The sequence below is a fragment of the Herminiimonas sp. KBW02 genome, assembly GCF_003852535.1.
Classification (GTDB): domain Bacteria; phylum Pseudomonadota; class Gammaproteobacteria; order Burkholderiales; family Burkholderiaceae_D; genus Oxalicibacterium.
On sequence record NZ_QAJP01000002.1, the window covers coordinates 56850 to 70536 of the forward strand.

At 56.9% G+C, this 13687-nt stretch carries 13 protein-coding genes; 7 read left to right on the top strand and 6 right to left on the bottom strand.

The window, feature by feature from the left end; translation table 11 throughout:
• Positions 1 to 104: 104 nt before the first annotated feature.
• Entirely contained in the window at positions 105 to 1277 is a 1173-nt protein-coding gene (locus DBR37_RS00800; protein WP_124572401.1) for a nitronate monooxygenase family protein, read from the bottom strand.
• Between the two features lie 194 nt (positions 1278 to 1471).
• On the opposite strand from DBR37_RS00800, the gene DBR37_RS00805 reads away from it, so the two are divergent.
• From DBR37_RS00805 to DBR37_RS00815, 3 genes are all read left to right on the top strand, one after another.
• Complete coding sequence (locus DBR37_RS00805; protein ID WP_124572402.1) at positions 1472 to 2167, top strand: VIT family protein; 696 nt, start codon at positions 1472 to 1474, stop codon at positions 2165 to 2167.
• Positions 2168 to 2249: 82 nt separating this feature from the next.
• Complete coding sequence (locus tag DBR37_RS00810; RefSeq protein WP_124572403.1) at positions 2250 to 3194, top strand: DnaJ C-terminal domain-containing protein; 945 nt, start codon at positions 2250 to 2252, stop codon at positions 3192 to 3194.
• 12 nt (positions 3195 to 3206) lie between these two features.
• Positions 3207 to 3521 carry a chaperone modulator CbpM gene (locus tag DBR37_RS00815; protein ID WP_124572404.1) on the top strand — a complete coding sequence of 105 codons (315 nt, stop codon included), beginning with the start codon at positions 3207 to 3209 and terminating at the stop codon, positions 3519 to 3521.
• A gap of 13 nt (positions 3522 to 3534) precedes the next feature.
• On the opposite strand, the gene DBR37_RS00820 is transcribed toward DBR37_RS00815, so the two are convergent.
• Positions 3535 to 4515, bottom strand: a complete 981-nt coding sequence (locus tag DBR37_RS00820; protein WP_124572405.1) for a formylglycine-generating enzyme family protein — start codon at positions 4513 to 4515, stop codon at positions 3535 to 3537.
• A 215-nt stretch (positions 4516 to 4730) separates the two neighbouring features.
• Between DBR37_RS00820 and DBR37_RS00825 the strand changes: the two genes are divergently transcribed.
• Positions 4731 to 5483 (top strand): sulfite exporter TauE/SafE family protein, encoded by a 753-nt coding sequence (locus DBR37_RS00825; RefSeq protein ID WP_124572406.1) that lies wholly within the window; start codon positions 4731 to 4733, stop codon positions 5481 to 5483.
• Here DBR37_RS00825 and DBR37_RS00830 read toward each other — a convergent pair.
• Positions 5480 to 6070 (bottom strand): GNAT family N-acetyltransferase, encoded by a 591-nt coding sequence (locus DBR37_RS00830; RefSeq protein ID WP_124572407.1) that lies wholly within the window; start codon positions 6068 to 6070, stop codon positions 5480 to 5482. The two genes, DBR37_RS00825 and DBR37_RS00830, sit on opposite strands and share 4 nt — an antisense overlap.
• A gap of 245 nt (positions 6071 to 6315) precedes the next feature.
• Between DBR37_RS00830 and imuA the strand changes: the two genes are divergently transcribed.
• Genes imuA through DBR37_RS00845 form a run of 3 tightly spaced genes read left to right on the top strand, consistent with a single transcriptional unit; the run spans position 6316 to position 11710 of the window.
• The gene (imuA, locus tag DBR37_RS00835; protein ID WP_124572408.1) at positions 6316 to 7110 is read left to right on the top strand and encodes a translesion DNA synthesis-associated protein ImuA; all 795 of its coding nucleotides are present in this window, start codon (positions 6316 to 6318) and stop codon (positions 7108 to 7110) included.
• Positions 7046 to 8560: a DNA polymerase Y family protein gene (locus DBR37_RS00840; protein WP_124572409.1), complete on the top strand. Its 1515-nt coding sequence runs from the start codon at positions 7046 to 7048 to the stop codon at positions 8558 to 8560. Before imuA ends, DBR37_RS00840 begins: the two co-directional genes overlap by 65 nt.
• An 18-nt stretch (positions 8561 to 8578) precedes the next feature.
• A complete protein-coding gene (locus tag DBR37_RS00845) occupies positions 8579 to 11710 on the top strand; it encodes an error-prone DNA polymerase (protein ID WP_124572410.1) in 3132 nt (1043 codons plus the stop codon).
• Positions 11711 to 11725: 15 nt separating this feature from the next.
• Here the strand turns inward: DBR37_RS00845 and DBR37_RS00850 are convergent, their stop codons facing one another.
• The 3 genes from DBR37_RS00850 to DBR37_RS00860 are packed head-to-tail and all read right to left on the bottom strand — an operon-like array spanning position 11726 to position 13607.
• A complete protein-coding gene (locus tag DBR37_RS00850; protein ID WP_124572411.1) occupies positions 11726 to 12427 on the bottom strand; it encodes an anti-sigma factor domain-containing protein in 702 nt (233 codons plus the stop codon).
• Positions 12424 to 13074 carry a sigma-70 family RNA polymerase sigma factor gene (locus DBR37_RS00855; RefSeq protein WP_124572412.1) on the bottom strand — a complete coding sequence of 217 codons (651 nt, stop codon included), beginning with the start codon at positions 13072 to 13074 and terminating at the stop codon, positions 12424 to 12426. The genes DBR37_RS00850 and DBR37_RS00855 overlap by 4 nt, the downstream gene beginning before the upstream one ends.
• Complete coding sequence (locus DBR37_RS00860; protein ID WP_124572413.1) at positions 13074 to 13607, bottom strand: DUF3455 domain-containing protein; 534 nt, start codon at positions 13605 to 13607, stop codon at positions 13074 to 13076. Before DBR37_RS00860 ends, DBR37_RS00855 begins: the two co-directional genes overlap by 1 nt.
• Positions 13608 to 13687: the final 80 nt, after the last annotated feature.

Consider the following 13687-nt stretch of genomic DNA (forward strand, 5'->3'; position numbering starts at 1 on the left):
ATTGGGTTGCGGACTAGCGTGATTAAGTGTGGTCGAGGATATAACAGATGCGCATCTGCGTCACCCGTTGTGGCAAAGAGTGACGCATGCTGATTGTGCAAAATTTACACGCTGACCAGCGGTGCAGGCAGGATGCCGTTCAAGAGGTAATCGATCAGTTCACGCACCGGACGGATTTCGTTACCAAAAGGCAGGCGTTCCGAGCCACGGAAAAACAAGCCGCGTTTTACGTCGCCCTTCAGCGCAAAGCCGAGTTGGGTATCGATACAGAATTGCCCTGCTTTCGCGATACCGTCGCGCAAACCACACTGATGCAGACAATCGAAGCCGACCGTACATTCCTTGGGTCCGGCTTTGCCCTGCAGCTTGGCTTCCTTGTCGAGATAGTTGGTCAGCCATTGCGTCTTCACTGCACGCGCTGGCAAACCAGCACAACTCATGAAGGTCACGATGTCTTCAGGTTGTGCCTGCGTCAGCACTTTTTTGAAATTGATATGCGCATCACCTTCCGTACTCACGGCAAACGGCGTGCCAAGCTGTACTGCACTCGCACCCAGCGCAAACAGTTCACGTACCTGTTCCGGGCTGTGTATGCCACCGGCGGTAATCAGCGGGATATTTTCATTCTCGAGACCGAGCTGTTTGAACAGTTGCAGCGTTTCTTCCAGCACCACGGAGAATGCAAAGTGCGGATCATTGACGCTATCCAGTCCTGCGGCACCGAGGTGACCGGCGGCGTATTGCGGATTCTCGATAACGATGGCATCCGGCAAACGCTTGCGACGCATCCATTTTTTCAGGATGAGTGAGATCCCGCGTGCATCGGACAAAATTGGTATCAGGGCGACATCCGGGAATTCCGCCGTCAGTTCCGGTAAATCCATAGGCAAACCGGCACCCACCACGATCGCATCAGCACCACTCTCACAGGATTGCCGCACATAAGCAGCATACTCGGCAACCGCGCGCATCACATTCACGGCAATCACGCCATTGCCTGCTGCGATGTCTTTCGCTGCACGTATCTCACGATCCAGCGCAATCAGGTTCGCTTCATTGATCAGGGCCTTGTCGCGGGTTTTATCGGTCCGCGCCATCAGATCAGGATGATGACGGCGCAGATCGACGCTGGAAATGGTGCCGATCGCACCCAGCCGGGCAACGCTACCGGCCAGGCCATTTGCAGAAATACCGACGCCCATGCCGCCCTGCACGACAGGCAGTAGCAATTTATTCTTCAGTTTCAATTTAGGAAAGTCGGTATCCAACACAATCATCCTTCGTTTTCATAGCGATGGCTGACTGTAGCAAAGCGAAATGAGAATGGATTGATGTGGATCAAAAATGCGCCAGTCTGCAAGACTTGAAGCAGCCGCTCGCCGCCACCATCATGCTTACTGTCAGATCGCTGTTGCGCCCTGCTGTTACGCCCGTTACCATGCATAACAACTATTTAACACGGAGCTAGTCCATGCCTGATCATCGTTCCGAGAAACACTTTAATGGCCGCATAGGATGGTTGCGTGCGGCAGTGCTCGGTGCGAACGACGGCATCATCTCCACTGCCTGCCTGTTACTGGGCGTCGCTTCTGCCAATCTGGCCCGGAATGAAATGCTGCTGACCGGCATCGCCGCACTCGTTGCAGGTGCCATGTCGATGGCCGCGGGTGAATACGTATCCGTCAGCTCGCAAGCCGATACCGAGCAGGCAGAGCTGGATCGTGAACAGCAGGAATTATTGGACAAGCCGGATGCCGAACACCGCGAACTCGCATCGATATATGTTGCGCGCGGCCTGACTCCGGATCTGGCCAGACAGGTAGCGCAACAACTGATGGCGCACGATGCACTCAGTGCGCATGCACGTGACGAGCTGGGCATACATGAAGCATCGGCGGCACGTCCGGTGCAGGCAGCGATTACTTCGGCTATCACCTTCTCGCTGGGTGCGGCACTGCCGCTGCTGACAGCCTTGCTGGTGCCGGCAACGATCCTGGTTCCGGCACTGGGTCTGACTTCGTTGCTGTTCCTGGTCGGCCTCGGCACTGTGGCTGCCAAAGCTGGTGGTGCGCCATTACTACCAGCCGCCTTGCGGGTCGGTTTCTGGGGTGCCCTGGCGATGATAGTCACCTCTGTCATCGGTGATTTCTTCGGCACGATGATTTAACAGTACGCTGTAACGATCACTGAAACGATGACTGAATAAGCAGACACAGTTTTTTCCCTGAACAAGTTGCGAGGTCGTAACCATGAAATTCAAGGATTACTACGAAACGCTGGGTGTAAAACGCGATGCGACGCAAGATGAAATCAAAAATGCATATCGTAAACTCGCGCGCAAATTTCACCCCGATGTCAGCAAGGAAGCCGATGCCGAAGCACGCTTCAAGGAAATGGGCGAAGCCTACAAAGTCCTGAAAGATCCCGAGAAGCGCGCATCCTACGATCAGCTCGGCGCCAACTGGCAAAACGGCCAGGACTTCCAGCCGCCACCTAACGGCGATGCCGGTTTTGAATTCAGCGGCCGTGGCGGTCATCCCGGCTTCGGCGACAGCAGCGACTTCGGCGATTACTTCGAACAAATGTTTGGCCAGCAAACCGGTTGGGGTCGTAGCCACAGACGTTCCATGCATGCACAGGGCGAAGACCATCACGCCAAGGTCCAGATCGACCTGGAGGATGCCTATCGCGGTGCCGAACGCAGCATCTCGTTGCGCCTGCCGGTCGTCGATGAAAACGGCCACGTCACCACGCGCGAACGCACGCTCAGCGTCACCATTCCGAAAGGCATACGTGCCGGGCAAACCTTGCGCCTTGCCGGCCAGGGCGGCGCAGGTATAGGTGAAGGCAAAGCGGGTGACCTCTACCTCGAAATCGCCTTCCGTCCGCATCCACGCTATCGGGTCGATGGCCGCGATGTGTATCTGGACCTGCCGCTCGCACCGTGGGAAGCCGCACTCGGCGCCAGCGTCACAGTGCCGACGCCGGAAGGCTCGGTGGAATTGACGATACCGGCCAACTCAAGTTCGGGCCGCAAATTGCGTCTCAAGGGTAAGGGTATCCCGGGCAAGGAAGCGGGCGACCTGTATGTCGTACTGAATATCGCCTTGCCGCCAGCTGACAGCGAAGCAGCGAAAGAAGCTTATCGCACGCTGCAGCAAGCCTTTGATTTCAATCCACGCGCATCGCTGTAAGGAGGCCGCATCATGAACCAGACCACAAGTGTTTATTGCGCAAGCCAGCTGCTTGATGATGATGTGACGCTTACCCTGATCGAGCTGTCGCAAGCCTGCAATGCGCCGCAGGAACTGATCACCGCCTGGGTGGTGGAAGGTGTGCTGGAACCGGCCGGACAGCGACCGCAGGAATGGCGTTTCAGTGGCACCGCCTTGCGCCGCGCGAGGGTCGCACAACACCTGACGCAAGACCTTGAAGTCAACACGCCGGGGGTCGCGCTGGCGCTGGACTTGCTGGAGCGTATCGATGCGCTGGAAGCACAACTCAAACGCAGAAGCCGCTGATATAGCGCAGCTGTTAATCCGCCTCACGCAGCAAGCGCATGCCCACCAATGTGTAACGCGTATCCTGCGAATTCCAGTTGCGATACGACGAGCGCGCATAGAAAGACCAGGTATGCCAGGAGCCGCCACGTCGCACGCGCACCGTGCCAGTGGTGGGTCCTTGCGGATCATCTACCGGTGAATAGCTGTAGTAACGATCGTCATGCCAGTCGGCCGTCCATTCCCAGGCATTGCCGTGGATGTCGTACAAACCGAAGGCGTTTGGCGCGAAGCTGCCGACCGGCGCGGTAAACGCAAAGCCATCCGGCCCGTCCAGCGCAAATTTCCGCCACTGCTGCCAGTTCTTCGCGGCATCGGTATCGAATACATTCGCCGCACTCAACAGGGATTGCGGATCATCACCGCTGTAATAACGGGTACGGGTACCGGCACGCCCGGCGTATTCCCACTCCGCTTCAGTCGGCAAGCGATACGTGCGGCCTTCCGTCTTGCTCAGCCATTTGCACATCGCCACCGCATCGTTCCACGTCACATTCACGACCGGATGATGCTCGCCTTGCGGGAAGCCGGGATTGCGCCATGAATACTTCTGATTGCGTCCTTCAAAGGCATCGCCGCGGCTTGATTTGGCCGGATCATAATCCGGGTTATAGCCATAGCCGCCAGTGCCGTCTGCTTCCGATTCAGGCAGGTAGCCGGAAGCCTCGACAAAGCGACGGAACTCGCCCACCGTCACTTCGTACTGGCCTAAATAAAATGGATGGGTAATACGCACCTTGTGCGCCGGACCTTCGTCGCTCAGTTCGACGAAACGTTTGTGATCGTATTGCGGATAATGCTGCGCCAGCGCTTCGGCTGATTCATCGCTGCCCATGACAAACTCGCCGGGCGGGATCAGCACGAATTTCATGCCCAGTGAGTTTTGGATATGGTTATCCAGCGACCACGCGCAGGATGCTGCCAGGCTCAGCCCAAGAAAAAGTATCGTCCGCATAAACACTTAAAAATAAGAAAAAATGCACAGCCCCGATACTTCCAGACAGGGGATCATCAATGCATGCTGACACGAAAAAATCGCCAGCGCAATATCACCAGCGCGCCATGTGCAGCTCACGTAAATGCGCCCGTCTCTGGCATAATCCTATAGATGATTTCACACAAGAATGTGCCAGCGAGCTGCCGCCCCAGCAGCATGAAAGTCAGCATCACATGCTAAGTATGGCCAGCGCGGCACTCATGCTGCCGGCCATCTTGCTGACCGGTGCACTGATAGGTGCTTGCGGTATAGGCGGCGTGCTGCTGGTTCCGATCCTGACGCATCTCGGCGGCATACCCTTGCCGCAGGCGATAGCCGCCGCTTCCCTCAGTTTTGCCCTGCCTGCCCTCGTTGCCCTGCGTCCGATGCGACGTCAACCCGAATTGCTGCAACGCTGCCTGCCGCTGCTGGCTGGTGCTTTGCCAGGTGCTGCCGGTGGTGCGCTGACCGTGCACTTCTTATCCGCAGGCAGCCTGATGTCTGGTGTGATGTTGCTGGTTTTATTTGCCGGCTGGCGCGGTTTGCGCCCGCTCGATGTCGCGGCAACTCCGGCCGCCCTTCTCAGCACGCACAGCCTGCTTATGCTGGGCGCTGTGATCGGCTTTGGTTCGGCCCTGACCGGCACCGGTGGCCCGGTGCTGATCCTGCCGCTATTGATGTTGATGCGTCAGCCGCTGCCCTTCGCCGTCGTCGCAGCACAGGCGATACAGTTTCCGATCGCCATCGCGAGCAGTACCGTGCATGCGCTGGAAGGACGGCTGGATATCAAACTCGCACTGATCTGTGGTGTGCTGATGCTGCTCGGCTCTTTCGCCGGACAACGTGCGGCGGCTGCCTTGAATGTGGCGCAACTGCAGCGCATGGTGGCGCTGCTCTTGCTGGCGGTAGGTCTGTGGTTGGGCTGCTTACTGCTGCGCCTGCCTTAGCGCACCATCTTTTGTGCCAGCATCGCCTTCACCTCATTCCACTCTGTATCGATGATGCTGAAGCGTACCGAATTGCGCTTGCGGCCATCCGGCATGATGCGTTCATGCCGGACTATGCCCTCCTGCTTCGCGCCTATGCGCAAAATCGCCGCGCGTGATTTCTCATTCAATTCATCCGTCGTGAATTGCACGCGTATCGCCTGCATGGTTTCGAAGGCATGCGTCAACAGCAAATACTTGGCTTCGGTATTGATGCCGGAACGCTGGGTCGAACTGCCTAACCAGGTGTGACCGATTTCCATCTTGCGGTTCGCCAGGTCTACCTTCCAGAAACGCGTGCTGCCGACGATCTGTCCGGTATCGCGGCGGATGATGACGTAAGGCATGACGGTGCCGTTGTCACGTCCTTCCAGCGCCGTCGCAATGTATTTATCTACGCTGTCCGGCCCCGGAATCACGGTCACCTTCATATTCCATAACTCGCCATCGGCCGCAGCCTTTACCAGCTGTGCGGCATCTTCTTTTTGCAAAGGACGGAGTTCTACGGTCGGGCCTGTCAGTACAGGCTGAATGAGCTGCTGTTTCATTGATAGCTGTTTGCGTGTCGTTACGTTACCGGACTCTCATCATAAAACGCGCAGGAAAACTGATGCAAAAATATTGCCAAGTGGAATCCGCAAGCCGGAAGCAACGCCGCCGATAGCATTCCGGCAAGCCCTGCAAATAAATCCGCACCTTTTCGACCAAAGCTTTTATACTGTACATATATACAGTATATTGACACATGTAAATCAATAAAAGCTTTATCGCCAAGCAATACTTTGGAGGTCGTATGGCTGCCGCCCTGCACTTATCCCGATCCTTTGCCCTACCTGTCGCCGCCCCCGAGCATCCGTCCACACTGCCGGATGCCGTCTGGCGCGCTGATCAGATGGGTTCTTATCGTTCAACCCCGGTTCCATCCGGCTACCAGGCACTGGATCGCGAATTACCAAACGGCGGCTGGCCACCTTCTGTATTGATTGAATTACTCATGGCACAGCCCGGCATAGGCGAGCTGCGTTTGCTCGCACCTGCGCTGGCACGTCTCACGCAAGCCGACAAAACCGTAATCCTGCTGGGGCCACCACATATACCCTACCCAGCCGCACTGGAAGATCTGGGCATACGTTTAAAGAAACTGATCCTGATCGAAACCGACAAGCCTGCTGATCGTATCTGGGCCATAGAACAAACCTTGAAAAGCGCCAGCTTCGGTGCGCTGCTGTGCTGGTTGCCGCAAGCCCGCACTGATCATTTACGTCGCCTGCAACTGGCAGCGGCTGGTGGTGAAGGCCTGAGCTTTGTCTTTCGCCCGCTCAATACGCAAGACACTTCGTCACCCGCACCGCTGCGCATCGCCTGCCAGCCAGCCGCCGCCGGACGCATGTCGGTTGAACTCATCAAACGGCGTGGCCCCATACACGCCGCCCCCTTAATCCTGCCGCTGGCCATACCTGAGATCCTGCGGCAGCCACTCACTCATCGCATGTCAGGCAAAACCTTTTCTGATACTTCTACCTATGCTGTGGATCGCCCTACACTTGCCGCAACTGCCGCTAGACGCCGCGCTACGTTGCCGGCTTAGGCATACCTCCTGCGAGCCGGATCCATATGACCATACCCCTATCGTCATATGCGAACGGAACATCGTAGGCTGGTGCAATCAACTGGCGGATGATGCAGGCATACGCGCGGGCAGTTCGGAAGCCAGTGCACGCGCGCTGGCGGCTGACCTGCAATCATTGCTGCGCGATCCTGCGCAGGAAACAAAAGCATTGGAAGAAGCCGCGCTGTGGAGTTTGCACTTCACCCCGCATGTCGTCTTGCGTCCTGACGGATTGCTGCTGGAAGTCGGTGCCAGCCTGCGCCTGTTCGGCGGCCACCAACGCATCGCCACACAATTACTCAGCGGCTTGCTGGAACTCGGCCTGCATGCACGCCTGGCCAGTGCCGCTACCGCAGGCGGAGCATGGTTACGGGCGCAAACGGAAGGCATCACACAAGTGTTTGCACATGATGGCGACATCAGCGCTGCGCTCGATCCCCTTCCCTTGCATGTGCTGGATCATGCGCAAGCGCATCTGGATACGCTGGATGGCATAGGCTGTCACTGCCTCGCTGACTTGCGTCAATTGCCACGAGCCGGTGTCGCGCGTCGCTTCGGCCAGGCGCTGCTGAGTGAACTGGATCGTGCTTACGGCACGGAAGCAGAGGCACACCAGTGGTTTGAAGCACCCGCCACCTTCGACGTCAAACTGGAGTTGCCGGCGCGTGTCGAACATACCGAAGCACTGCTGTTTGCCGCACGTCGTTTGCTGCTGCAACTGACAGGATGGCTCAGTGCACGTCATGCTGCAGTCGCCGGTATCACACTCCACCTGCATCATGAATCGACACGGCAGCGCGATCATCGCAGCACCGCCGTCAGCATTCAGCTCGGTATGCCGAGTCGCGACATCGATCATCTGGCGCTCTTGTTACGCGAACGCATGGGGCAACTCGACTTGATTGCACCCGTTATCGAGATCAGTCTGAAGGCAGATCAGATCACCGCGCAGGCAGCACCGAATACCGAGTTATTCCCGACCCCGACCTCGGATGCAGAAAATACCGGACGTCTGGTCGAACGCCTGCAAAGCCGACTCGGCAATGACGCGGTGCGCCAGCTCTCGGTATTTGCCGATCACAGGCCGGAAAAAAGTGTCATGAGCAAGGTACTCAGCCATCAACAAGCTGTACGACGCAATGCACGCAATGAAGTTGCTGACACACACCCCCATTGCGTGCGACCGACCTGGCTGCTGCCGCAACCGCTAGCCTTGCACACGCATCAACACAAGCCTTTTTACCAAAGTCCGCTGACCTTGCTGACCGGGCCGGAACGCATAGAATCCGGCTGGTGGGATGATGGACTCGCCACGCGCGATTACTTCATTGCACAAAACGAACAGCATGTATTGCTCTGGATCTTCCGCTTGCGCACCACCAGCAGTACGCACGGTTCAGGCTGGTTCCTGCATGGCTTATTCGCCTGATATGCGACACAGAAGCTCATGCTGCCCAGCCTGCCCTCCTATGCGGAATTGCATTGCCGCTCCAACTTCAGCTTCCTGCATGGCGCTTCGCATCCGGAAGAACTGGTAGAACGCTCCTGCGACCTCGGTTACAGCAGCCTCGCCATTACCGATGAATGCTCGCTGGCTGGTGTGGTGCGCGCACATGTGGAAGCAAAGAAGCGCGAACTGCACCTGATCATAGGCAGCGAAATCAAACTGGCTTGCGGCACGAAGCTGCTCTTCCTCGCACGCAACAAAACAGGCTATGGCAATTTATCCGAACTGATCACGCTGGCGCGACGCCGTGCCGCGAAAGGCAGCTACACCCTCTATCGCAGCGACCTCGATGCACAGCCTGATGACAGCGCGGCGCATCTGATGCATTTACCGGATTGCCTCGCCATCCTGCTGCCGCAACGTTCTGTCAGTCTTGACGAACTAAGCGAGCAGGCAGCATGGCTCAAACAGACATTCGGCAAGCGTGCATGGATCGCTGTTGAGTTGCTGCACTGGTCAGGTGATGAGCACTGGCTGACACAACTCAGGCACGTGGCGGCACAACAATCGCTGTCATTGGTGGCCATGGGCGATGTGCTCATGCATGTGCGTTCACGCAAACCTTTGCAAGACACGCTGACGGCAGTGCGCCTAGGCAAATCGATAGCCGAATGCGGAATGGCGCTGCAGCCGAATGCCGAACAGCATCTGCGTTCGCGTTTACGGCTGTCGCAGGTTTATCCGGCAGCCTTGCTGGAAGAAACACTCAAGTTGGCTGCGCTCTGTACTTTTTCGCTGGAAGAACTCCGCTATCAATATCCGAAAGAGATCGTCCCGGATGGTGTAACGATGGCAGCCTATCTGCGCCGTCTGACGTATGAAGGTGCCACGCAAAGACGCTACAAAAATGGCCTTCCTGAGCATCTACGCACACAGATAGAACATGAACTCAGCCTGATCCACGAACTGCGTTATGAGCCTTACTTCCTCACGGTGTACGACATCGTCAAGTTTGCCCGCAGCCGGGACATCCTGTGCCAGGGACGCGGCTCGGCGGCCAACTCCATCGTCTGCTATTGCCTCGGCATCACTGAAGTCGATCCGTCGCGCAGCAGCGTCCTGTTTGAACGTTTCATTTCACGTGAACGCAATGAACCGCCGGACATTGATGTCGATTTCGAGCACCAGCGACGTGAAGAAGTCATGCAATACATTTACGGCAAATACGGCCGTCATCGTGCCGCATTAACCGCAGCCCTGATCACCTATCGCCCACGTTCGGCGATGAAAGATGTCGGCAAGGCGCTGGGCCTGGACTTTGAACAGGTCAATCGCCTGTCGCAATCGCATAAATGGTGGGACGGCAAACAAATCGGCGCAGATCGCCTGCAGGAAAACGGTTTTGATCCGGCCTCACCTATCGTACAGAAACTGGTGGAGCTGACGCACACCCTGATCGGTTTTCCGCGTCATCTGTCACAACATACCGGTGGCTTTGTCATCTCACACGATAGTCTGGCGCGCCTGGTACCGATCGAAAATGCCGCAATGAAAGACCGCAACGTCATTGAATGGGACAAGGACGATCTGGATGCCCTGGGTTTGCTCAAAGTCGATGTACTCGCGCTCGGCATGCTGTCTGCGATACAGCGTGCGCTGAAGATGATAGGTCAACGGCGCGGTACTGACTTCGAACTACAGGACATCCATGATGACGACGCTGCCACCTACGAAATGATCTGCGCCGCCGACACCATAGGCGTATTCCAGATCGAATCGCGCGCGCAAATGTCGATGCTGCCGCGCCTGCGCCCGACCTGTTACTACGACCTGGTGATACAGGTCGCCATCGTCAGGCCGGGGCCTATACAAGGCGGCATGGTGCATCCTTACCTGAAGAACCGGCGCATGAATAAGGACGACATTATTTACCCCGGTGATGAAATAGAAGAAGCGCTATCCCGTACTTGTGGCGTTCCCATCTTCCAGGAACAGGTCATGCAAATCGCGGTACTTGCGGCTGGATACTCTGCCGGTGAAGCGGATGATTTGCGGCGCTCGATGGCCGCATGGAAACGCAAAGGCAATCTGGAAAAACACGAAAAAAAACTCAAGGACGGACTCGCGGCAAATGGCTACGACCCGACTTTCGCCGACCGCCTGTTCGAACAAATCAAAGGCTTCGGTGAATACGGCTTCCCCGAATCGCATGCCGCCAGTTTCGCGCTGCTGGTCTATGTCTCGGCATGGATCAAGTGCCATGAACCGGCGGCTTTCCTCGCGGCCCTGCTGAACTCACAACCGATGGGATTTTATTCTGCGTCGCAACTGGTGCAGGATGCGAAGCGCCATGGCGTACCGGTACGTCCGGTCGACATCATGATCAGCGCAACAGATTCAACGATGGAAGACATACACGCGCCCTATCCGGCAGTACGCCTTGGCTTGCATATGGTCAAAGGCTTATCACTGGCCGCAGCCGGGCGCATAGTCGCAGCGCGTGCGCGTCGCAGCTTTAACAATATCGATGATCTGGCACGTCGCGCCGCACTGGATCAGCATGAGCTCAGTGCACTGGCACGTGCCAACGCACTGCTCGCGCTGAGCGGTCATCGTCGCCAGGCCAAATGGGAAGTCGCCGGCATGCTGCCGCCGCCAGCCTTGTTGCGCGATGCACCGATAGTGGAAGCGCCGTTAATCCTGCCGCCAGCCAGCGAAGGCCAGGAAATCATCGCCGACTATGCCAGCACCGGCCTGACCCTGCAGCGCCATCCGCTCGCATTGCTGCGACCACGACTCAAGCAAATGAATTTGTCGACGGCACTGGAAATGAAAGGCTTTGCCAACCGCAAGCTGGCGCGCACCACCGGCATCGTCACGATGCGACAACGGCCACCGACCGCCAAAGGCACCATGTTCGTCACACTGGAAGATGAAACCGGCATCACCAACGTCATCATCTGGCCCGATCTGGTCGACAAACAGCGCAAGGAAATCCTGCATGCGCAATTAATGACCGTCTACGGCATCTGGCAATCGAAAGACGATGTACGTCATCTGGTCGCCAAACGCATCGTCGATCATTCCGAACTACTCGGCGAACTCTCTATCTCCAGTCGGGACTTCCAGTAAGCGCCAAGTACCGTTTCAAGTCGTCAGTTTGACGGCACGACCGATATAGAGGATAGGTCCGGTCGGACGACCTATAGGCGAACCGGCTTCAGGCTCCAGGGTGATTTCGAAGAGCTGGTTCGCCTGCATAGGAGGTAAATGATCCAGCGTATAAGTCGCATCCTTGCCTGGACTGACCAGGCCCAGCGATACCGGACCGTTCCAGCCGTCGCCCTTGGTCCAGAACTGCAAGGACTTGTTGGCAGGGACCTCTTCCTTGCCCAATGGTTGCAACTGCAATTGTTGTCCCAGCTTGGCTTGTACTATCCAGCCCGGCGTCTGTCCTTTAGGATCGACCAGCACCACCATGAACTTGGTTTCGGTCGCGACCGGACGTGTCACCATCAGCACAGCCAGCAAGACAGCGGCAGCCATGCTGCCGGCACTGAGCAAGCGCCATAAACGTACGTTATTCCACAAGCCGACCCAGCCGGACTCCAGTGCGCGCGTCGCCGGCCGTATGCTGGCGGCAATACGTGGCCATAACTGCGGTGGCAATTCCTGTGGCTCCGGGATAGCCGTGAGTGGCATCAGACGCTGCTCCCACTGTTGGACGGCATGACGCAGTGCGTCTTCCCGTGGCAGGCGAGCTTCCACTTCCTTGCGTTGCGCAGCGTTCAGCGTGCCGAGAACATATTCACCGGCGAGCTGTTGCAACTCGTCATCCGATTCATTCATCCCATGCACTCCCGTAACGCCAGCAAACCTCGTTTAATCCACGCCTTGACCGATCCTACCGGCGACTTCATGCGCTCCGCAATTTCGCGATGACTACAACCGTCGACATATGCATACAGCAGACTACTGCGTTTAGCCTGATCCAGATGCGACAGGCAGTCATCCAGCTTGCCGAGATTGACATGCGTTTCAAACGGATCATGTGCATCCTCGCCCTGCTGTGCATCCAGTGCATCTACCGTGTCCTCGTCAGTATAAATTTCCTGCTGACGATCACGCATCAGATTCAGCGCCTGGTGCCGCACTATGCTGTGTATCCAGCCACGTCCCGCACCGCGTGCCGCATCGAAACTGCCCGCCTTGCGCCAGATATTGACGAAGGCGTCATGCAACACGTCCTCTGCCAATGCCCGCTGCCGCACGATACGCAGGGCGACGCCCAGCAGACGTTGGCCATCCTGCCGGTAGATCTGCTGTAGCGCTTCTTGCTCACCGCGGGCACAAGCCCGCAAGGCGGCATCGTAATCAAAGGAGTCTTCGTTCAAGGATAAATACGCCAGTAAGTAATCGGCTGCAAACAGTCTTGTCAGCCGATTATAACTGCTGCAACTTTGCCCGCCGACAATTGTGACGGGCAAGGATGACATTACATGGCTTTCCAGAAGATGTAGTCAGCCTGGTACTTGACGATTTGCTTGGCGCCCAGATTGGCTGCGGCACAAGCCGAAGCTGGTGCTACGCCGCCTTTGGTCGCTACGCGCTGGATGAAGGTCACGCCACTCATTGCGCCGTTACCCATAGCAGGATTGGCCTTGACCAGTTGCAGCGGAATGTTGCCAGTGCCGCCAGGGGAGACTGCCAGCTGGGTAGCTGTGATTTTCGAACCATCATTGCTTTCCCAGGTTGCTGGTGGGCCAAAGTATTTGCCTACGGCCTTGCCGCTACGATCCGACAAGACAGCGTCAGGACCAACGAATACCCATTCATGCTGGTCTGTCGTGTCTTTTTTGACTTTGCATTCATAGGTAATATCACCGGCGCCTACTGTTTCCAGTGCGACCTTGTTGCCTGCAGGAACCTGAACTGCTGCTGGAAGTGCATCTTGTGAAAACGGCGCAGCCCATGCGCTGGAAAATGCGGCAAAACCGGCCAGGACGACAACGGAATGGAGCTTATTCATGATGGTTTCCTTTTTGTAGTGGATAAGTGTGACCAACAAGAGCTACCGCTATTGCGATAATCCGGTTGATGCAGGTACTA

Coding starts and splice junctions, on each gene's coding strand:
- DBR37_RS00850 (WP_124572411.1), bottom strand. CDS start 12,427: ATGAATGAATCGGATGACGAGTTGCAACAGCTCGCCGGTGAATATGTT.
- DBR37_RS00860 (WP_124572413.1), bottom strand. CDS start 13,607: ATGAATAAGCTCCATTCCGTTGTCGTCCTGGCCGGTTTTGCCGCATTT.
- DBR37_RS00810 (WP_124572403.1), top strand. CDS start 2,250: ATGAAATTCAAGGATTACTACGAAACGCTGGGTGTAAAACGCGATGCG.
- imuA (WP_124572408.1), top strand. CDS start 6,316: ATGGCTGCCGCCCTGCACTTATCCCGATCCTTTGCCCTACCTGTCGCC.
- DBR37_RS00825 (WP_124572406.1), top strand. CDS start 4,731: ATGCTAAGTATGGCCAGCGCGGCACTCATGCTGCCGGCCATCTTGCTG.
- DBR37_RS00830 (WP_124572407.1), bottom strand. CDS start 6,070: ATGAAACAGCAGCTCATTCAGCCTGTACTGACAGGCCCGACCGTAGAA.
- DBR37_RS00815 (WP_124572404.1), top strand. CDS start 3,207: ATGAACCAGACCACAAGTGTTTATTGCGCAAGCCAGCTGCTTGATGAT.
- DBR37_RS00845 (WP_124572410.1), top strand. CDS start 8,579: ATGCTGCCCAGCCTGCCCTCCTATGCGGAATTGCATTGCCGCTCCAAC.
- DBR37_RS00800 (WP_124572401.1), bottom strand. CDS start 1,277: ATGATTGTGTTGGATACCGACTTTCCTAAATTGAAACTGAAGAATAAA.
- DBR37_RS00805 (WP_124572402.1), top strand. CDS start 1,472: ATGCCTGATCATCGTTCCGAGAAACACTTTAATGGCCGCATAGGATGG.
- DBR37_RS00840 (WP_124572409.1), top strand. CDS start 7,046: ATGCTGTGGATCGCCCTACACTTGCCGCAACTGCCGCTAGACGCCGCG.
- DBR37_RS00855 (WP_124572412.1), bottom strand. CDS start 13,074: ATGTCATCCTTGCCCGTCACAATTGTCGGCGGGCAAAGTTGCAGCAGT.
- DBR37_RS00820 (WP_124572405.1), bottom strand. CDS start 4,515: ATGCGGACGATACTTTTTCTTGGGCTGAGCCTGGCAGCATCCTGCGCG.